The organism is Paraburkholderia sediminicola (assembly GCF_046030555.1).
GTDB classification, from domain to species: Bacteria; Pseudomonadota; Gammaproteobacteria; order Burkholderiales; family Burkholderiaceae; genus Paraburkholderia; species Paraburkholderia sediminicola_E.
In genome coordinates this window covers 141089-161853 of sequence record NZ_JAQQCH010000001.1, presented here as the reverse complement: position 1 = coordinate 161853, position 20765 = coordinate 141089, and the positions used below count along the sequence as shown (strand labels likewise).

Here is a 20765-nt window from a genome sequence, read left to right as displayed (position 1 = left end):
CATGCGTTGCGGGGGCAGCGCGTGGATTGCGCTCCGATCACGCACCGTGTTATTCCAACGCCGTCACCTGTGGTGACGGCGTTTTTCATTCTGCAGATCAATTCAGGCGAATTTCGCGCTTTTCATTTATCTTTCGTGCTTTGGCTTTTTCAGCCGCTCATTTCAAAGCTTATGTCGCCGACCCAGTTGCGCGTTTTTCTGCTGTTTTCCGCTGGTTACTTCGTTTCGTACGTGTTTCGCGGCGTCAATCTCGGTTTTGCGCCTTTCATTACGCACGATCTCGGCCTCTCGGCCACGGATCTTGGCTTGCTGACCAGTCTGTATTTCCTCGGCTTTGCGGGCGCGCAGATTCCGGCTGGCGTGCTGCTCGATCATTACGGCGCACGCCGCGTGACGGCGGTCACCATGATGTTTGCGGCGCTCGGAATCTGGGTGTTCGGCGCGGCGCACAGCGTCGGCATGATGATGTTTGGGCGGTTGCTGATCGGCGTCGGCGTCTCGGTATGTCTTGGCGCTGCGTTCAAGGCGTTGGCGCAGCATTTCGAACCGGGGCGTCTGCCGCTGATGAACGGGTTGGTGATGGCGATCGGCGGCTTCGGCGGTGTGATGGTCGGCTCGCCGCTCACGTGGGTGCTGGGCTTCGCCAGTTGGCGTGCGGTCTGTATCGGTCTGGGCCTGCTGACGGTGGTCGTGGCGGTGACGCAGTGGACGCTCGCACCCGACGCCAGGGAAACTCACCGCCAGGCCGGCATCGGCGCTCAGTTCAAAGGCACCTTGCATATCTTGAGAAGCGGGGCGTTCTGGAAGATTGGGTCGTTTTCTATCGTCACGCAAGGCGTGTTCTACGCGATGCAGTCGCTGTGGGTCGGCGCCTGGCTGCGCGACGTGCAGGGTTTCGCGCCGCGTGAAGCCGCGTCGCTGGTGTCGATTCTCGGCTTTGCGATGATGGCCGGTTGCGTCGGCTTCGGCGCGGCGGCACGCGGCCTGGAGCGGCGCGGGATCTCGTTGTATGTGTTTTGCGGCATCGGCATGGCGCTTTACGTGCTGACCCAACTGCTGATCATGTTCAACGCGCCGCTGCCTGCGAGCCTGCTGTGGGCCGCATACGGGGTCTTCGGCGGTACTGGCATTCTGAGTTACGCGGTAATGGCGCGGCACTTTCCTGCGCAGATGATCGGCCGGGTGAATACCACGCTGACGCTGATCATCTTTCTGCTGATTTTCGGCTTCCAGATTGGCGTGGGCGCTGTGCTGTCGCGCTGGCCGGCCCATGACGGTCATTACCCGGCGGCCGCGCATCTGACCGCCTGGGGCATTCTGGTCGCGTTGCAGGTGTTGAGTGCGATCTGGTATGTGTTGCCCGGCCGCGCCCGGCTTCAGCCGGCGCACGTGTCTGCCAGACAGCAGGTTTAAGGTCGTCGCGCATGCTCCAGAGTGGCGTCATATTTACCGGTCTTATCCTGATTCCGACCGTGTAAATTTTGTCCATCGGCTTTAGAGTCAAGCGCAGCAAGGCTTCGGCTCGTTTCAGACTGTACCCGGCTACGCCGGCTCGCCATCTCGGATTTGGAGGGAAGGGTAGTTTCGCGCTATAATTCCAAGGTTTGAGCTTATCAACCCGCACCCTAGCGCCTACCTCTCCCATACCGTTCATCCGCCGCGCGCTTTTGACGCCCCGCACCCAGCCGATCTGTCCACACAATGGACCCATCGCGCCCCTTGCGACGTCACCAGCAGTACGCGAGCGAGTCTGCGCGCGCATCCTGTCGATGCGTTTCGCTGCGGCTCGCAGTCGGATAGACAGGTCGGCAACAGGGTGTTCCCCAAGGAGTCTCCCGTGTTGCCGTCATTTTCTCCCGCTTTGCTCGCACTCGCCGACGGCACGGTCTTTCGTGGTTACTCGATCGGCGCCCCCGGGCATACGATCGGCGAAGTCGTGTTCAACACTGCTATCACCGGCTATCAGGAAATCCTGACCGACCCGAGCTACGCGCGCCAGATCGTGACCCTCACGTATCCGCACATCGGTAACGTGGGCGTGAATGCCGAAGACGTCGAAGCTACGAAAGTCCATGCCGCCGGTCTGATCATCCGTGATCTGCCGGTTCTTGCGTCGAACTTCCGCATGGAGCGCACGCTCCCGCAATATCTGAAGGACGAAGGCGTGGTCGCCATCGCCGGTCTCGACACCCGTATGCTGACCCGCGTGCTGCGCGACAAGGGTGCGCAGAACGGCGCGATTCTCGCCGGCTCGGATGACGAAGCCAAGGCAATCGAACTCGCGCGTTCGTTCCCGGGTTTGTCGGGCATGGACCTGGCGAAGGTCGTGTCGACGAAGGAAAGCTACGAGTGGGCCCAGACCGAATGGCGTCTGGGCTCCGGCTACGGCACGCAGAACGCGCCGAAGTACCGTGTGGTCGCGTTCGATTATGGCGTTAAGTACAACATCCTGCGCATGCTGGCCGAACGCGGCTGCCACGTCACCGTGCTGCCGGCAGAAGCGTCCGCGGCTGATGCGCTCGCGCTCAATCCGGACGGCGTTTTCCTGTCGAACGGCCCCGGCGATCCGGAGCCGTGCGACTACGCGATTCGCGCCACCAAGGAGATGATCGAGCGCGGCATTCCGACCTTTGGCATCTGCCTTGGCCACCAGATCATGGGTCTCGCGCTCGGCGCCAAGACCCTCAAGATGAAGACAGGCCACCACGGCGCGAATCATCCGGTGAAGGATCTCGAAGATGGCCGCGTGGTCATCACGTCGCAGAACCATGGCTTCGCGGTCGACGCCGACACGCTGCCGGCCAATGCCCGAGTCACGCACATCTCGCTGTTCGACGGCACGCTGCAAGGTTTCGCGCTGACCGACAAGCCGGCGTTCTGCTTCCAGGGTCACCCGGAAGCATCGCCCGGTCCGCACGACATCGCCTATCTGTTCGATCGCTTCACGGCGTTGATGGACACGAAGAAGGGCGGCAAGTCCGCAGCGGCATAAGCAGCCAGGTGTAAAGCGCCCCGGCGGCGCGCGGCTCGCGACGCGATCGGCGCAACCGGCGCGGAGCAAGGCGAGCCGCACACAACAGAGCGCGCGCAACGGTGAAACGACGCGCGCCGACAGAAAGAATTCAGGAATACATTAGCGAGAGCGTTATGCCCAAGCGGACAGACATTAAAAGCATCCTCATCATCGGCGCGGGTCCGATCATCATCGGCCAGGCGTGCGAGTTCGACTACTCGGGCGCGCAGGCATGCAAGGCGCTGCGTGAGGAAGGCTACAAGGTCATTCTCGTCAACAGCAATCCGGCGACGATCATGACCGACCCGAACACGGCCGACGTGACCTACATCGAGCCGATCACGTGGGAAGTGGTAGAGCGCATCATCGCCAAGGAGCGCCCCGACGCGATCCTGCCGACAATGGGTGGCCAGACCGCGCTGAACTGCGCACTGGATCTCCACGCGCACGGCGTACTGGACAAGTACAAGGTCGAGCTGATCGGCGCCTCGCCGGAAGCGATCGACAAGGCGGAAGACCGCCAGAAGTTCAAGGACGCGATGACCAAGATCGGCCTCGGTTCGGCCAAATCGGGCACCGCGCATTCAATGGAAGAAGCGTTGCAGGTGCAGGCGGACATCGCTGTGCAAACGGGTAGCGGCGGTTATCCGGTCGTGATTCGTCCGTCGTTCACGTTGGGCGGTTCGGGCGGCGGCATCGCGTACAACCGCGACGAATTCGAAGAGATCTGCAAGCGCGGTCTCGATCTGTCGCCCACGCGCGAACTGCTGATCGAAGAATCGCTGCTCGGCTGGAAAGAGTACGAGATGGAAGTGGTCCGCGATAAAAAGGACAACTGCATCATCGTCTGCTCGATCGAAAATCTGGACCCGATGGGCATCCACACCGGCGACTCGATTACCGTCGCGCCGGCGCAAACGCTCACGGACAAGGAATATCAGATCCTGCGTAACGCATCGCTCGCCGTGCTGCGCGAAATCGGCGTGGACACGGGCGGGTCGAACGTGCAGTTCTCGATCAATCCGAAAGACGGCCGCATGGTCGTGATCGAAATGAATCCGCGCGTGTCGCGTTCGTCGGCATTGGCGTCGAAAGCCACGGGCTTCCCGATCGCCAAGATCGCGGCGAAGCTCGCGGTCGGCTACTCGCTCGACGAACTGAAGAACGAAATCACCGGCGGTCAGACCCCGGCGTCGTTCGAACCGACGATCGACTACGTTGTCACCAAGATCCCGCGTTTCGCGTTCGAAAAATTCCGCGAAGCCGATTCCCGCCTGACCACGCAAATGAAGTCGGTCGGCGAAGTGATGGCCATTGGCCGCACCTTCCAGGAATCATTCCAGAAGGCGCTGCGCGGTCTGGAAGTAGGCGTGGATGGTCTGGACGAAAAGACCGACAACCGCGACGAGATCATCCGCGAGATCGGCGAAGCCGGTCCGGATCGCATCTGGTATGTCGGCGACGCGTTCCGTGTCGGCATGACGGCCGAAGAGATTTTCGAAGAGACCTCGATCGACCCGTGGTTCCTCGCGCAGATCGAACAGATCATCCTGAAGGAAAAGGCGCTGGCTGGTCGTACGTTGGCAAGCCTGTCGAAGGAAGAACTCAAATATCTGAAGCAAAGCGGCTTCTCGGATCGCCGTTTGGCGAAGCTGCTCGGCGCGAAGCCAGCGGAAGTGCGCCAGCGCCGTATCGAGTTGAACGTGCGCCCGGTCTACAAGCGCGTCGACACGTGCGCGGCCGAGTTCGCCACGAAAACCGCCTACATGTACTCGACCTATGAGGAAGAGTGCGAAGCGAACCCGACGAACAACAAAAAGATCATGGTGCTGGGCGGCGGTCCGAACCGGATCGGCCAGGGTATCGAGTTCGACTACTGCTGCGTGCACGCCGCACTGGCCATGCGCGAAGACGGCTACGAAACGATCATGGTCAACTGCAACCCTGAAACCGTTTCGACCGACTACGACACGTCCGATCGTCTGTACTTCGAATCGCTAACGCTCGAAGACGTGCTCGAAATCGTCGACAAGGAAAAGCCGGTCGGCGTGATCGTGCAATACGGCGGTCAAACGCCGTTGAAGCTCGCGCTTGATCTCGAAGCGAACGGTGTGCCGATCATCGGCACGTCGCCGGACATGATCGACGCCGCGGAAGACCGCGAGCGTTTCCAGAAGCTGCTGCAGGACCTCGGCCTGCGTCAACCGCCGAACCGTACCGCGCGTGCTGAAGACGAAGCGCTGAAGCTCGCCGAGGAAATCGGCTATCCGTTGGTGGTGCGTCCTTCGTACGTGCTGGGCGGCCGCGCCATGGAAATCGTCCACGAGCCGCGTGATCTCGAGCGCTATATGCGCGAGGCCGTGAAGGTGTCGCACGATTCGCCGGTGCTGCTCGACCGCTTCCTGAACGACGCGATCGAATGCGACGTGGATTGCATCTCCGATGGCGAAGCCGTGTTCATTGGCGGCGTGATGGAGCACATCGAACAGGCGGGCGTCCACTCGGGCGACTCGGCTTGCTCGCTGCCGCCGTACTCGTTGTCGCAGGAAACCATTGCTGAGCTGAAGCGCCAGACCGGCGCAATGGCGAAGGCGCTGAACGTGATCGGCCTGATGAATGTGCAGTTCGCGATCCAGCAAGTGCCGCAGGCGGATGGTTCGAAAGCGGACGTGATTTACGTGCTCGAAGTGAATCCGCGTGCATCGCGTACCGTGCCGTACGTGTCGAAGGCGACCAGCCTGCCGCTCGCAAAGATCGCGGCGCGCGCGATGGTCGGCCAGACGCTCGCACAACAGGGCGTGACGAAGGAAATCAACCCACCGTACTTCAGCGTGAAGGAAGCCGTGTTCCCGTTCGTCAAGTTCCCGGCAGTCGATCCGGTGCTTGGACCGGAAATGCGTTCGACCGGTGAAGTGATGGGCGTGGGTCAGACGTTTGGCGAAGCGCTGTTCAAGTCGCAACTCGCGGCGGGTTCGCGTCTGCCGGAGTCGGGCACGGTGCTGTTGACCGTGATGGACGCCGATAAGCCGAAGGCCGTCGAAGTCGCGCGCATGCTGCACGAACTCGGTTATCCGATCGTCGCGACCAAGGGCACGGCTGCCGCGATCGAAGCGGCCGGCGTGCCGGTCAAGGTCGTCAACAAGGTGAAGGACGGCCGTCCGCACATTGTCGATATGATCAAGAACGGTGAAATCGCGCTGGTCTTCACCACCGTCGACGAAACCCGTGCTGCGATCGCCGACTCGCGTTCGATCCGCATGAGCGCACAGGCGAACAAGGTCACGTACTACACGACGATGTCCGGCGCACGCGCCGCAGTTGAAGGTTTGCGCTATTTGAAGAACCTGGAAGTCTATGATTTACAAGGCCTCCACGCTCGCCTAAACTAAGGCTTCGAATACCTGTCCAAGATGTAAGTGCCGCGGTTAAGCGGCGTTCCGCAGGTGCTGTGGCCCGGGTTTTGCCCGGAACGTCAGCCTCCGCGGGATGCACTTAACCGCGGTGATTTTTTTTACGGCTGTTTTTTGCATAGAGTTGTTTATGAGCACTGTTCCATTGACTAAGCGCGGCGCGGAAATGTTGCGCGATGAATTGCAGCGCCTGAAATCGGTTGAGCGTCCCTCCGTGATCAATTCGATCGCGGAAGCGCGTGCCCAGGGCGATCTGTCTGAAAACGCGGAATACGACGCGGCGAAGGAAAAGCAGGGCTTCGTCGAAGGCCGTATTGCCGAAATCGAATCGAAGCTGGCCGGCGCGCAGGTGATCGACCCGTCCAAGGTGGAGGCAGACGGCCGCGTGGTGTTCGGTGCGACGCTCGAACTCGAAGACCTCGATTCGGGTGCCAAGGTCAAATACCAGATCGTCGGCGACGACGAAGCGGACATCGACCACGGTCTGATCTCGATCAGCTCGCCGATCGCGCGCGCATTGATCGGCAAGTCGGAAGGCGACGTTGCATCGGTGCAGGCGCCAGGCGGCGTGCGCGAGTACGAAATCATCGCGGTTAGCTACGTTTGAAGGCCGCCCCGGTGTCCTTGATGCCGCATCGACTGTTCCGTCTGCTGACGGTGGTGTGGGTCGGTAGTCTGTTGACTATCGGCTATGCCGTCGCGCCGGTGTTGTTCACATCGCTCGACCGGGTGTCGGCGGGCGCGGTGGCGGCGCAGCTGTTTCGTATTGAGGGTGTGCTGGGCGGGGTGTGCAGCATTTTGCTGCTGGGTCTGGCAAACGTACTGGTTCGCCGCGGCAGCGACGTTTATCGTCGTTTGCGCTGGCTGATCGCCGGTATGCTGGTGTGCGTGCTGGTGGGTTATTTTGCGTTGCAGCCGTTCATGAATGCAATGCGCATTGCCGCGCTGGAAGCGGGCAGTGATGTCGGACATTCGGCCTATGCGACGCGGTTTGGCATTCTGCACGGCGTGTCGAGCCTGTTTTACCTGATCGAAAGTCTGCTGGGCGTGGCGCTGGTGTGGAAGCTGCCGGCGAGCGTCGGCGTGCAGACCGCGGAGCAGGGCGCTCGCAGTGCCGCGGGGAACGTGACCGGTTAAATGGTGCTGCTCCGGCTTGCTTAAGCGAGGTTTGCCTGTAGAGTGAGTCAGGTGACATTACCCAAGCGGTGTCACCCAGGCGGCCTGAGCAGTTCACACCAAGGTGCGGACACCGCCCGCACCCTTCATCATTCGCTTACTTCGACGACTGGTGCGCGCGCTTCGCGCTGGTCTGGCGCTTCTTGGCGCGCTTGACGTTGCCGCCTTGCGTAACGCGTTCATTGCCACGCACCACGACTGCTTTTGCCTTCGGCTTGCGCATCGGGATTTCGCTGGGCTTCACCACGGTGACCACGCGCGGGGCGCGGCCTTTACCCGGTTTGGCTTCGACAGCCGCTTCGCGGGCGCTCGGCAGGGCGCCGCGCTTGGCCTTCACGGCCGGTTGTGCTGCTGCTTCCGGCTTCCAGATCACCAGCAGCTTGCCGATATGCTGGATCGGCGCGGCGTTCAGCTTGTCGCAGATCTGTTCGTAGATGGCGATGCGCTCTTCGCGTTCGTCGCCGAATACGCGGATTTTGATCAGTTGATGGGCGCCAAGGTGGACCTTGATTTCCGACAGCACAGCGTCGGTCAAGCCTTCGGCGCCGACGAGCACGACCGGTTTGAGCGCATGTGCCTGGGAGCGCAACTCGGCGCGTTGGTCGGAAGAGACTTTAAGGGCTGGCATGGAAAGTGGGAGACTCGACTAAAATGGCGGCACCTGCAGCCCGGATAGATTCGGGCCATAGCGCAGGGCGGCGCGTCAGAACAACAGAATCGCGGATGACTGCCAGTTTTGGCGGTGGCCGCGCGAATTAACCGCGTATTATCCCCTAAAGCGCGACATCACGCAGCAAGAGTTCTACCTTTAATGGCAAAAAACAAGTTCAATACCGCGTGGCTGCACGATCACATCAACGACCCGTACGTAAAAATGGCGCAGCGGGAGGGTTACCGCGCTCGCGCTGCCTACAAGCTGAAGGAAATCGACGAGCAGGACAAACTGATCCGGCCAGGTCAAGTGATCGTCGACCTCGGCTCGGTGCCGGGCAGCTGGAGCCAGTACGCCCGTAACAAGCTTGCCAAGGGCTCGCAGCGCGACGCCGAGCGCGCGGGCGGCATCGACGGCACCATCATCGCGCTGGACATGCTGCCGATGGAGCCGATCGCCGACGTTCATTTCATCCAGGGCGACTTTCGCGAGGACTCGGTTCTCGCACAACTCGAAGAATTAGTCGGGGAACGCCAGGTTGACCTTGTAATTTCGGATATGGCGCCCAACCTGTCGGGAGTGGCGGTGGCGGATGCCGCGCGAATCGAGCATCTGTGCGATATCGCGATGGAATTCTCGCAAAACCACCTGAAGTCGGATGGCGCCCTTTTAGTCAAATGTTTTCATGGCAGCGGTTACAGCCAGATTGTCGAAAAGTTCAAGCGCCAGTTCAAGGTGGTGGCGGCCCGCAAGCCGAAAGCCTCGCGGGACAAATCGTCAGAAACGTTTATTTTGGGTAAGCATCTCAAGCGGCCCGCATAGGTTCGCTGCGGGACAGTTCCGCATCTGCCGTTAATGTGCCCGAGGCGCCGGAAATTGGCGCTCTGACGGCCCGCTGCGCTATTTATGTGGTAGCGAAACGTTATGGCAGGGGTCTGCGGACTGGATTAGAATGCTTTCGTGGTGCCGCAAGGCAAATGTAGGCGCCCGTCTAAGTGAAGGAGTGGTGCTTTGAACAACAATATGTTTTCGAAAGCAGCAGTGTGGCTGGTTATCGCACTGGTGCTGTTTACGGTGTTCAAGCAGTTCGACAAGCCCCGTGTCCAGGAAGGCGTTTCCTATTCGCAGTTCATGGACGACGCGAAGAACGGCAAAGTCAAGAACGTCATTGTCCAGGGGCGGAACCTCACGGTCACTCCAGCAGACGGCCAGAAGTACCAGATCGTGTCGCCGGGCGACATCTGGATGGTCGGCGATCTGATGAAGTATGGCGTTCAGGTGAGCGGCAAGGCTGATGACGAACCGAATGCGCTGGTGTCCGCGCTGTACTACCTCGGACCGACGATCCTGATCATCGGCTTCTGGTTCTACATGATGCGACAGATGCAGGGAGGCGGGAAAGGCGGTGCGTTCTCGTTCGGTAAATCCCGTGCACGTCTGATCGACGAAAACAATAACGCAATCAATTTCACCGACGTCGCCGGTTGCGACGAAGCCAAGGAAGAAGTCTCCGAACTGGTCGACTTCCTGCGCGATCCGCAGAAATTCCAGAAGCTGGGCGGGCGCATCCCGCGTGGCGTGCTGCTGGTCGGCCCACCGGGAACGGGTAAGACGTTGCTGGCGCGCGCTATTGCCGGCGAAGCGAAGGTGCCGTTCTTCAGTATCTCGGGTTCGGACTTCGTCGAAATGTTCGTGGGTGTCGGTGCGGCGCGTGTGCGCGATATGTTCGAGCAGGCCAAGAAGCATGCGCCGTGTATCGTGTTCATCGACGAAATCGACGCGGTCGGCCGTCATCGTGGTGCCGGCATGGGCGGCGGCAATGACGAACGCGAACAGACCTTGAACCAGATGCTGGTCGAGATGGACGGTTTCGAAGCGAACTCGGGCGTGATCGTGATCGCTGCCACGAACCGTTCGGACGTGCTCGACAAGGCGCTGCTGCGCCCGGGCCGTTTCGACCGTCAGGTGTACGTCGGTCTGCCGGACATCCGTGGTCGCGAGCACATCATGAAGGTTCACCTGCGCAAGGTGCCGATTTCGAACGACGTCGACGCGGCGGTGATCGCACGCGGCACGCCGGGCTTCTCAGGCGCCGATCTGGCGAACCTGGTCAACGAAGCAGCGCTGTTCGCGGCTCGCCGCGGCAAGCGCATCGTCGAAATGAACGACTTCGAAGACGCGAAAGACAAGATCTTCATGGGTCCGGAGCGCAAGTCGGCCGTGATTCGCGAAGAATCGAAGCGTGCTACGGCGTATCACGAGTCGGGTCACGCGGTCATCGCCAAGCTGTTGCCGAAGGCCGATCCGGTGCACAAGGTCACGATCATCCCGCGCGGCCGAGCGTTGGGCGTCACGTGGCAGTTGCCGGAACATGACAACGAAACGTATTCGAAGGACTACCTGCTGGACCGCCTCGCGATCCTGTTCGGTGGCCGTGTCGCGGAAGAGCTGTTCCTGAACCTGATCAGCACCGGCGCGTCGGACGACTTCAACAAGGCAACGGCTACGGCGCGTGCCATGGTGGCTCGCTTCGGCATGACGGACGCACTCGGACCGATGGTCTACGTCGACGACGAAAACGACGCGACACCGTTTGGCCGTGGTTTCACACGCACCATTTCGGAAGCGACGCAGCAGAAGGTCGACGCGGAAATCCGCCGCGTGCTGGACGAGCAGTACAACCTCGCCAAGCGCCTGCTCGACGAGAACCGCGACAAGGTTGAAGCGATGACTGCCGCACTGATGGAGTGGGAAACGATCGACGCCGATCAGATCAACGACATCATGGCAGGCCGTCCGCCGCGTTCGCCGAAGAGCTCGCCGCCGTCGGCAAGCGACGCCTCTTCGGGCGGCAGCCCGGGCACTGAGGTCAAGCCAGGCAGCGCGACTGCGCCGGCCTGATAGGCGACCAGTAGAAAGTGCGGGCCGGTGTGTTTCACACCGGCCCGTTTTTCATTTGTCCGTTTTACGTGATTGACCGCTACGTGTCGAAAGTCGAATTTCCTTTTCTTCCCATTCCCGAACCGCTGCAATGCGGCCGCTTCAAGCTGACCTTTGAACGCCCGTTGGTTATGGGCATCCTGAACGTCACGCCCGATTCTTTTTCCGACGGCGGCCAATACGCAATGCGTGGCGATGCGTTGCGCCAGGCCGAGCGCATGCTGCTCGATGGCGCGGACATCATCGATATCGGTGGCGAATCGACCCGCCCGGGCGCACCGCCGGTGCCGCTCGACGAAGAACTGGAGCGGGTGATTCCACTGGTCGAGCAGTTGCATGGTGCGAATGTGCCGCTGTCGATCGATACCTACAAGCCGGAAGTGATGCGCCATGCGCTGGCTGCGGGCGCCGACCTGATCAACGATATCTGGGGCTTCCGGATGCCCGGTGCGGTCGACGCCGTTCGCGACAGCGAATGCGGTCTGTGCGTGATGCACATGCTCGGCGAGCCGCAGACCATGCAACTCGGTGAGCCCGCCTATGACGATGTGGTAAGCGAGGTTCGGTGGTTTCTCGAAGAGCGGGTGGCCACCCTGAAGCAGGCGGGCATCGCCCGTGCGCGCATTAGCGTGGATCCGGGCTTTGGCTTCGGTAAGGCGGTGGTCGAACATAATTACGCGTTACTCGCGCATCTGCCGGAGACGGCGCCGCAGGCCGATCCGCCGTACCCCATTCTCGCCGGCATGTCGCGCAAGTCGATGGTCGGCGCGGTAGTCGGACGCCCGGCGCCGGAGCGCATCGCGGGTAGCATCGCCGCAGCGGTGTGTGCCGCCGAACGTGGCGCGGCAATTCTGCGCGTGCACGACGTCGCGCAAACAGTGGATGCATTGAAAGTATGGGCGGCCATGCGCGACGCGGCGAAGCATCGCCGCGCGCGCGGCTGAGCCCACAAGCCAAGGAGGAAGATAAAACATGGCACGTCGTTATTTCGGAACGGACGGGATTCGAGGCAAGGTTGGCGAAGGGCCGATCACGCCGGAGTTCGTATTGCGGCTCGGCTACGCTGCCGGCAAGGTGCTCGCCGGCGCGGACCGCTGGGCGAGGACGGGCGCACGGCCCACGGTGCTGATCGGTAAGGACACACGGGTGTCGGGCTATATGCTCGAAGCCGCGCTCGAGGCGGGCTTTTCCGCGGCCGGCGTCGACGTCATGCTGGCCGGCCCGATGCCGACCCCGGGCATCGCCTATCTGACGCGCGCACTGCGGCTGGCCGCGGGCGTGGTGATTAGCGCATCCCATAACCCGTACTACGACAACGGCATCAAATTCTTCTCCGCCGACGGCAACAAGCTGCCCGACGAAGTGGAATTGCAGATCGAAGAACAACTCGATCTGCCGCTGGCCTGCGCGGCGTCCGAGCAACTCGGCAAGGCGCGGCGCCTCGACGACGCAGCCGGCCGCTACATCGAATTTTGCAAGAGCACCTTCCCGGCGGCGTTCGACTTGCGCGGCCTGAAGCTGGTGGTCGACTGTGCGCACGGTGCCGCGTACGACGTCGCGCCGCATGTGTTCCACGAACTCGGCGCCGACGTGATTCCGATCGGCGTCGCACCGAACGGTTTCAACATCAATGACGGCGTGGGCGCGACTGCGCCGGACGCACTGGTGCGCGCGGTGCGCGCGAATCACGCGGATCTCGGCATCGCACTCGACGGCGACGCGGACCGGCTGCAGGTCGTGGACGCGGCAGGCCGCCTGTATAACGGCGACGAGCTGCTATACGTGCTCGTCAAGGACCGGATGGCGACCGACGGCAAAGTGGAAGGTGCGGTCGGCACCCTGATGACCAACATGGCGGTCGAAGTCGCGCTGCAGCGAGCCGGCGTGAAGTTCGTCCGCGCGGCGGTGGGCGACCGCTACGTGCTCGAGCAGTTGCGCGAGCACGGCTGGCAACTGGGTGCAGAGGGCTCCGGCCATATTCTCTCCCTTGACCGCCATTCGACCGGTGACGGCATCGTGTCGGCCCTGCTGGTGCTGGCCGCGATGAAGCGCAGCGACAAGACGCTCGCCGAACTGCTCGATGGCGTGACGCTGTTCCCGCAGAAGCTGATCAACGTGCGGATGCAGCCCGGCGCCGACTGGAAGGGCAGCGACGCGATCCGAAGCGCCATCAGCGAGGCCGAGGAAGCGCTGAACGGTCGCGGCCGTGTGCTCATTCGCGCCTCGGGCACCGAGCCCGTCCTACGCGTGATGGTCGAAGCAGAAAATGTCGACGACGCGATTCGTCATTCTGATGCGATTGCCAACGCGGTCAGGCAAGCTACGGCCTAACCCACACAGCTGGCCGGGAAGGGCGAGAAACGACAGCGTCAAAATGCCACCCCGCCGCTAATACGACAGCGGCGGGCGGCAAGCAACGCGTCCCGCCCAAGCTCGGGCAACGGCGGGCAACGGCCAGCGGTCCGGATTGTCCCGCCACCGTCTCGCAGATAAGGGACGTAATCCCTCCTCGCCCCGCCAACTGGCGAAACTGCCAGCGACCCATCAAAACTTCCCGCTGCACCCCTCTCCCCACACGCAAACGTTCGCGCCCCATCTTTTTCGCCTAATCTGTAGAGCGGCGTCCGCAACTCCGCTAAACCGGCAATTTGTCCGCACAAAACGCCTTTCACCTAGTAATCCTACTGTCACATCCGTTTCACGGTTAGTCACGTTACTGTCACAAAGAGACCCTAAGCTTCGCGGTGTTCGTGTTATTCGCTCACACCGCTCACACCATTGGAGGTCTCATGAAATTGATGCACACCGTGTTCGCTGGCGTCGCTGGCGCGCTTTTCGCGATCGCAGCGCAAGCCGCAGACATCACCGGCGCGGGCAGCACCTTCGCAGCACCGATTTACACGAAGTGGGCTGATGCCTACCAGAAGTCGGGCGGCGGCAAGGTTAACTATCAAGGTATCGGTTCGTCGGGCGGTATCAAGCAGATCGAAGCGAAGACTGTCGATTTCGCAGGCTCGGACGCTCCGCTGAAGGACGACGAACTCACGAAGGCAGGCCTGTTCCAGTTCCCGACGGTTGTCGGCGGCGTGGTTCCGGTTATCAACGTGCCAGGCGTGAAGGCCGGTGACGTGACGCTGTCGGGCGAAGTGCTTGGTGACATCTACCTGGGCAAGATCAAGAAGTGGAACGATCCGGCGATCGTTGCACTGAACCCGAAGGTCAAGCTGCCGGATACCGACATCGCCGTGGTTCGCCGCGCTGACGGTTCGGGCACGAGCTTCATCTGGACGAACTACCTGTCGAAGGTCAACGCAGACTGGAAGTCGAAGGTCGGTGAGGGCGCAACGGTCAGCTGGCCGACGGGTACGGGCGGCAAGGGTAACGACGGCGTCGCAGCCTTCGTGCAACGTCTGCCGGGCGCGATCGGCTACGTGGAATGGGCGTATGCGAAGCAGAACCACATGACGTACGTCGGCCTGAAGAACTCGACGGGCGCTGTGGTCGAGCCGAAGACGGAAACCTTCAAGGCAGCGGCTGCGGGTGCTGACTGGTCGAAGTCGTTCTACCAGATCCTGACGAATGAGCCGGGCAAGGACGCATGGCCGATCGTCGGCGCAACCTTCGTGCTGCTGCACACGGCACAGGACAAGCCGGCGCAAGGCACGGAAACGCTGAAGTTCTTCGACTGGGCGTTCAAGAACGGCACCCAGGCTGCAAACGATCTGGACTACATCTCGTTGCCGGAGTCAGTCACGGCGGAAATCCGTACGAAGTGGAAGTCGCAGGTGAAGGACGCTGCCGGCAAGCCGATCGCTGACTAAGCGTTGCAGTAAAGCATCCAGCAATACATTGGCCGTCCTCAGTCGAGGACGGCCAATGGCATTACCCCGGCATTAGCCCAGCATCATCCGCTGCACGACAAGTGTCGTACGGCAAACTGGAAACAGGTCCATCAGGCTCTCATGTCCGATATCCATTTAGCGCCTGGCGCGGCGGGGTCGACACCGCCCGGCAACGCGTCGCAGCAGAAAGCGCCCAGCCGCGCCGGCGACGTTATTTTTGGCGGTCTTGCCCGTCTCGCCGCCATCATCACCCTGTTGCTACTCGGCGGCATCATCGTTTCACTGGTCGTCGCCTCCATGCCGTCGATCAAACAGTTCGGCTTCGCGTTTCTGTGGACCGCCGACTGGGATCCACCTAGCAAGCAATTCGGCGCACTGGTGCCCATTTACGGCACGATCGCGACCTCGCTCATTGCACTCATCATCGCGGTGCCCGTCAGTTTCGGCATCGCGCTCTTCCTGACCGAACTCGCGCCCGCGTGGCTGCGCCGTCCGCTCGGTATCGCCATCGAACTGCTTGCCGCGATCCCGTCGATCGTCTACGGCATGTGGGGTCTACTGGTGTTCGCACCGATTTTCGCGGCGTGGTTCGAAAAGCCCCTCGGCGCCGTGTTGGGTGGCATCCCGTTCGTCGGCGCGCTGTTTCAGGGTGCGCCGATCGGCATCGGCATTCTGTGCGCGGGTGTGATTCTCGCGATCATGATCATTCCGTACATCGCCTCGGTGATGCGCGACGTGTTCGAAGTCACACCGGTCCTTCTGAAGGAATCGGCATATGGCATTGGCTGCACGACCTGGGAAGTGATGTGGAAGATCGTGCTGCCCTTCACCAAGAGCGGCGTGATCGGCGGCGTGATGCTCGGCCTCGGCCGCGCGCTCGGCGAGACGATGGCGGTGACTTTCGTGATCGGCAACACCAATCTGCTCGATAACGTGTCGCTGTTTTCGCCAGGCAACAGCATTACCTCGGCGCTCGCCAACGAATTCGCGGAAGCGGATCCGGGCCTGCATACGTCGGCGCTGATGGAGCTCGGCTTGATCCTGTTTGCGATTACTTTCGTCGTACTGGCGATCTCGAAGTTCATGCTGCTTCGCCTCGAAAAAGGGGAGGGCGCGAAATGAGCCAGTCCACCTTGAATATGCCGGGTTCGAACGACGCCGACGCGCTCGAAGCCATGCGCGTGCGTCTGCAAGGCCGCCGCCGCGCGAAGAATGCGCTTGCGCTAACCATGTCGCTTGCGGCCATGGCCTTCGGCCTGCTGTGGCTGGTGTGGATTCTTTATACGACGCTGCGGCTCGGCATCGGCGGCTTGTCGATCGAATTGTTCACGCAATCCACGCCGCCGCCGAATACCGATGGCGGCGGTCTCGCCAACGCGATTGTCGGCAGCGTGATGCTGGTTGCGCTCGCAACCTTCGTCGGCACGCCGATCGGCATTCTGGCGGGCGTCTATCTCGCCGAGTACGGTCAAAAGGGCTGGCTTGCGAGTCTCACGCGCTTCATCAACGACATCCTGTTGTCGGCGCCGTCGATCGTGGTGGGTCTGTTCGTGTACGCGCTGGTTGTCGCGAAGATGGGCCACTTCAGCGGTTGGGCGGGTGTGTTCGCGCTCGCGCTGTTGCAGATTCCGATCGTGATCCGTACCACCGAGAACATGCTGAAGCTGGTGCCGAACGCGCTGCGTGAAGCCGCCTTCGCACTCGGCACGCCGAAGTGGAAGATGGTGATGTCGATCACGCTGAAGGCGTCGATCGCGGGCATTATCACCGGCGTCCTGCTCGGCGTCGCGCGGATTGCCGGCGAAACCGCGCCGCTCCTGTTCACGGCGTTGTCGAATCAATTCTTCTCGATGGACATGAACCAGCCGGTCGCGAACCTGCCGGTCACGATTTACAAGTTCGCGATGAGCCCGTTTGCGCAATGGCAATCGCTCGCGTGGGCCGGCGTCTTCCTGATCACGCTCGCGGTGCTGGGATTGAACATCCTCGCGCGCACGATCTTTTCGAATAAGTAAGGGCGGAGTGTAATCCGATGAATATGGCAGAAACTCAACTCAATCCGGCCGTGCGTCCGACGGCGCCCGCCGGTTTCGATCCCGCCCAAAGCGGCCACGCGCAAGCGCCGTCGCGTCCGAAAATTGAAATCAACGACCTGAATTTCTTCTACGGCAAGTATCACGCGCTGAAGAACATCAATCTGCGGATTCCCGAAGGCAAGGTGACCGCGTTCATCGGCCCGTCAGGTTGCGGCAAGTCCACCTTGCTGCGCACGCTCAACAAGATGTACGCGCTCTATCCGGAGCAACGCGCCGAAGGCGAGATCCTGATGGACGGCGAAAACCTGTTGACCTCCAAGCGCGATATTTCGCTGCTGCGTGCGCGGATCGGCATGGTGTTCCAGAAGCCGACGCCGTTTCCGATGTCGATTTACGACAACATTGCTTTCGGCGTGAAGATGTTCGAAACGCTGCCGCGCTCGGAAATGGACGATCGCGTGGAATGGGCGCTGACCAAGGCCGCGCTGTGGAATGAAGTGAAGGACAAATTGGGCCAGAGCGGCTACGGTTTGTCAGGTGGCCAGCAGCAGCGTCTGTGTATCGCGCGCGGTATCGCGATCCGTCCCGAAGTGCTGCTGCTCGACGAACCGTGCTCCGCGCTCGACCCGATTTCCACGGGTCGCATCGAAGAATTGATCGCCGAATTGAAGAGCGATTACACGGTGGTGATCGTCACACACAACATGCAACAGGCCGCGCGCTGTTCGGACTACACTGCATATATGTACCTCGGTGAATTGATCGAATTCGGCGACACCGAAAAGATCTTCATCAAGCCGGTCCGCAAGGAAACCGAGGACTACATCACTGGCCGCTTCGGCTAAGCCGCCGCGCAAAACAACGGAGTACGACATGTCCGATAAGCATCTGTCCAGCCAGTTCGACGCCGACCTGAACCTCGTTTCTTCGAAGGTCCTCGAAATGGGCGGTCTGGTCGAGTCGCAGATCGTCAACGCGATGATCGCGCTGAACAACTTCGACCTCGATGTATGTGAACAGGTGATCGCGGCCGAAGAGCGCCTGAACACGATGGAAGTCGAGATCGACGAAGAGTGCAGCAACATCATCGCGCGCCGTCAACCGGCTGCGCGCGACTTGCGCCTCCTGATCGCGATTTCGAAGACCATTACGAATCTCGAGCGCGCCGGCGACGAAGCCGAAAAAATCGCCAAGCGCACCAAGCGTCTGATGGAAGACGGCGCCTCGCGCACCATCAATATCGCCGAGATCAAATTGTCGGGCGAAATGGCGGTGTCGATCCTGCGCCGCGCGCTGGACGCATTTGCGCGTCTCGACACGGTTGCCGCCGCGCAGATCGTGCGTGACGACAAGGCGATCGACGAGGAATTCCGTGCTTTCGTGCGCAAGCTGATTTCGTACATGACCGAAGATCCGCGTTCGATTTCGGTGGGCCTCGATTTTCTGTTCATCGCCAAGGCGATCGAGCGGATCGGCGACCACGCGAAGAACATCGCAGAATTCATCATCTACATCGTCAAGGGCACCGACGTGCGGCACAAGTCGCGCGACGCGCTCGAACGCGAAGCGCTCAGTTAATCCAGATATAAGGAACAGAGGTGCCGATGCCCAGCAGCATTCTCGTCATTGAAGATGAGCCCGCCATTTCCGAATTGATCTCGGTCAATCTTCAACACGCCGGGCACTGCCCGATTCGCGCGTACAACGCGGAGCAGGCACAGAACCTGATCAGCGACGTACTGCCCGACCTCGTGCTGCTCGACTGGATGTTGCCGGGCAAGTCAGGCATCGCGTTCGCCCGCGATCTGCGCAACAACGAACGCACCAAGCATATTCCGATCATCATGCTGACCGCACGTGGCGATGAACAGGACAAGGTGCTCGGCCTCGAAATCGGCGCCGACGACTACGTCACCAAACCGTTCTCGCCGAAGGAACTGATGGCGCGTATCAAGGCGGTGTTGCGCCGCCGCGCGCCGCAGTTGACGGAAGACCTGGTTGCGATCAACGGCCTCAAGCTCGACCCGGCGACTCATCGGGTGGCCGCGCACGCCGAAGGCAGCGAGATCAAGCTCGATCTCGGCCCGACCGAATTCCGCCTGCTGCACTTTTTCATGACGCACCCGGAGCGCGTGCACAGCCGCACGCAACTGCTCGATCAGGTGTGGGGCGACCACGTGTTCGTCGAAGAGCGCACGGTGGACGTGCATATCAAGCGTCTGCGCGCGGCGCTTAAGCCGGCAGGATGCGATGCTATGATCGAGACGGTACGCGGCAGCGGCTACCGGCTCGCGAAGAGCGCGTGACGTTGCGGTAGCACTTTTATCTTCGATCGCTGGATTCGCTAGAACATGAACATCATCTGGGCGCGCTCCATCGTGTCGGTCGTGCTGCTGGCTGTTCTGTGCGTGGTGGTCGGCGCACTCCTGAACGTCAAGGCAGGGCTGGTTCTCGCGATTGTTATGCTGCTCGTGCAGAGCTTCATCAGCACCTTTCACAAGCAGCGCCTGTGGCGCCTGCTTGACGCGCCGGTCTACGGCGAAGTGCCGAGCGCCCCCGGCATCTGGGGCGAAATCTATTACCGTCTGCATAAGCTTGCAAAGCGCTGGCATGCGCAGGTGCGTCAGGTCGAGCAGCAGCATTCGCGTTTCATTCAGGCAATTCAGGCCTCGCCGAACGGCGTTGCGATGCTCGACGATCACGATCAGATCGAGTGGTGCAACGCGATCTCCGAACTCCATTTCGGGCTCGATGCGAAACGCGATCTGCGCCAGCACATCACGCACCTCGTGCGTCAGCCTGATTTCGTGCGCTATCTGAATTCGCATCGCTACGAAGAGATGCTGATCATGCGGGGCATGGGCGAGAAACGCCAGAACGTGCTGTCGGTGCAGGTGTTTCCATACGGCGAAAATCGCAAGCTGGTGCTGTCGCAAGACATCACCGAGCTGGAGCGTACCGACGCGATGCGGCGCGACTTCGTCGCCAACGTGTCGCATGAACTGAAGACGCCGCTCACCGTGCTCTCCGGTTTCCTGGAGACGATGCGCGAGCTGCCGCTGGGCGAAGCCGAGCGTGCGCGCTACCTCGAACTGATGGAGCAGCAGGCCTCGCGCATGCGTCATATCGTCAACGACTTGCTGGTGCTCGCGAAGCTCGAGGGCGACAACAAGCCGCCGAGCGATCAGATGATCGACATGCGCGCGGTGTTGCGGCACTTGAAAGACGACGCGCAAAGCCTGTCGAGCGACCATCACAAGATCGTGTTCGATGCCGACGAAGGGCTTACTGTCACCGGCGTGGAAACGGAACTGCTCAGCGCGCTTGGCAACCTCGTAACCAACGCGATCCGCTACACGCCGGACGGTGGCGCGATCGCGGTGACCTGGCACGCCAACGGTGGCAGTGCGATTTTTTCGGTCACGGACAGCGGCCTGGGGATTCCGGCTGCGGACATTCCGCGGTTGACCGAGCGCTTCTATCGCGTCGACCGCAGCCGCTCGCGCGATACGGGCGGAACGGGCCTCGGCCTCGCCATCGTCAAGCACGTGCTGCAGCGGCACGACGCGCAGCTCGACGTGAAGAGCGAAGAGGGACGTGGCAGCACGTTCACCGTGCGCTTCCCGGTGTATCGCACGGCGCGTCGACAACCGGCGCCGGTCTAGGCATAGCGGCCTGAAAAAAAAGGCCGCCTGT

17 protein-coding genes are annotated in these 20765 nt (G+C 61.4%); 16 read left to right on the top strand and 1 reads right to left on the bottom strand.

From position 1 onward, the window contains the following. The first annotated feature begins 171 nt into the window (after positions 1-171). The 5 genes from PQQ52_RS00730 (at position 172) to PQQ52_RS00710 (ending at position 7560) form a co-directional block, all read left to right on the top strand. A complete protein-coding gene (locus PQQ52_RS00730; protein WP_408205932.1) occupies positions 172-1413 on the top strand; it encodes an MFS transporter in 1242 nt (413 codons plus the stop codon). A gap of 424 nt (positions 1414-1837) precedes the next feature. Continuing rightward, complete coding sequence (carA, locus tag PQQ52_RS00725) at positions 1838-2992, top strand: glutamine-hydrolyzing carbamoyl-phosphate synthase small subunit (protein WP_408205930.1); 1155 nt, start codon at positions 1838-1840, stop codon at positions 2990-2992. A gap of 155 nt (positions 2993-3147) precedes the next feature. Further along, positions 3148-6402: a carbamoyl-phosphate synthase large subunit gene (gene carB, locus PQQ52_RS00720; protein ID WP_408205928.1), complete on the top strand. Its 3255-nt coding sequence runs from the start codon at positions 3148-3150 to the stop codon at positions 6400-6402. 151 nt (positions 6403-6553) lie between these two features. Next, entirely contained in the window at positions 6554-7030 is a 477-nt protein-coding gene (greA, locus tag PQQ52_RS00715) for a transcription elongation factor GreA (protein ID WP_097389983.1), read from the top strand. 20 nt (positions 7031-7050) lie between these two features. After that, complete coding sequence (locus tag PQQ52_RS00710; protein WP_408205926.1) at positions 7051-7560, top strand: DUF4149 domain-containing protein; 510 nt, start codon at positions 7051-7053, stop codon at positions 7558-7560. A 136-nt stretch (positions 7561-7696) separates the two neighbouring features. Here PQQ52_RS00710 and PQQ52_RS00705 read toward each other — a convergent pair whose 3' ends face one another. Then, a complete protein-coding gene (locus PQQ52_RS00705; protein WP_408205924.1) occupies positions 7697-8227 on the bottom strand; it encodes a YhbY family RNA-binding protein in 531 nt (176 codons plus the stop codon). A gap of 183 nt (positions 8228-8410) precedes the next feature. Between PQQ52_RS00705 and PQQ52_RS00700 the strand changes: the two genes are divergently transcribed. The 11 genes from PQQ52_RS00700 (at position 8411) to phoR (ending at position 20734) form a co-directional block, all read left to right on the top strand. Then, the gene (locus tag PQQ52_RS00700; RefSeq protein WP_408205922.1) at positions 8411-9073 is read left to right on the top strand and encodes an RlmE family RNA methyltransferase; all 663 of its coding nucleotides are present in this window, start codon (positions 8411-8413) and stop codon (positions 9071-9073) included. A 189-nt stretch (positions 9074-9262) separates the two neighbouring features. After that, positions 9263-11152: an ATP-dependent zinc metalloprotease FtsH gene (ftsH, locus tag PQQ52_RS00695; protein WP_054036261.1), complete on the top strand. Its 1890-nt coding sequence runs from the start codon at positions 9263-9265 to the stop codon at positions 11150-11152. A gap of 83 nt (positions 11153-11235) precedes the next feature. Next, positions 11236-12135 (top strand): dihydropteroate synthase, encoded by a 900-nt coding sequence (folP, locus tag PQQ52_RS00690; protein WP_459252550.1) that lies wholly within the window; start codon positions 11236-11238, stop codon positions 12133-12135. 28 nt (positions 12136-12163) lie between these two features. Continuing rightward, positions 12164-13522: a phosphoglucosamine mutase gene (gene glmM / locus PQQ52_RS00685; RefSeq protein ID WP_408205920.1), complete on the top strand. Its 1359-nt coding sequence runs from the start codon at positions 12164-12166 to the stop codon at positions 13520-13522. Between the two features lie 458 nt (positions 13523-13980). After that, positions 13981-15012 carry a phosphate ABC transporter substrate-binding protein PstS gene (gene pstS, locus PQQ52_RS00680; RefSeq protein WP_408205918.1) on the top strand — a complete coding sequence of 344 codons (1032 nt, stop codon included), beginning with the start codon at positions 13981-13983 and terminating at the stop codon, positions 15010-15012. A gap of 141 nt (positions 15013-15153) precedes the next feature. Further along, positions 15154-16155: a phosphate ABC transporter permease PstC gene (gene pstC, locus PQQ52_RS00675; protein ID WP_408205916.1), complete on the top strand. Its 1002-nt coding sequence runs from the start codon at positions 15154-15156 to the stop codon at positions 16153-16155. Further along, a complete protein-coding gene (gene pstA / locus PQQ52_RS00670) occupies positions 16152-17048 on the top strand; it encodes a phosphate ABC transporter permease PstA (RefSeq protein ID WP_408205914.1) in 897 nt (298 codons plus the stop codon). The genes pstC and pstA overlap by 4 nt, the downstream gene beginning before the upstream one ends. Positions 17049-17065: 17 nt before the next feature. Then, positions 17066-17914 (top strand): phosphate ABC transporter ATP-binding protein PstB, encoded by an 849-nt coding sequence (pstB, locus tag PQQ52_RS00665; RefSeq protein WP_408205912.1) that lies wholly within the window; start codon positions 17066-17068, stop codon positions 17912-17914. Between the two features lie 28 nt (positions 17915-17942). Then, complete coding sequence (phoU, locus tag PQQ52_RS00660) at positions 17943-18647, top strand: phosphate signaling complex protein PhoU (protein ID WP_408205910.1); 705 nt, start codon at positions 17943-17945, stop codon at positions 18645-18647. 26 nt (positions 18648-18673) lie between these two features. Beyond that, the gene (gene phoB, locus PQQ52_RS00655; protein WP_028199153.1) at positions 18674-19375 is read left to right on the top strand and encodes a phosphate regulon transcriptional regulator PhoB; all 702 of its coding nucleotides are present in this window, start codon (positions 18674-18676) and stop codon (positions 19373-19375) included. Positions 19376-19420: 45 nt separating this feature from the next. Next, entirely contained in the window at positions 19421-20734 is a 1314-nt protein-coding gene (phoR, locus tag PQQ52_RS00650; RefSeq protein ID WP_408205908.1) for a phosphate regulon sensor histidine kinase PhoR, read from the top strand. Positions 20735-20765: the final 31 nt, after the last annotated feature.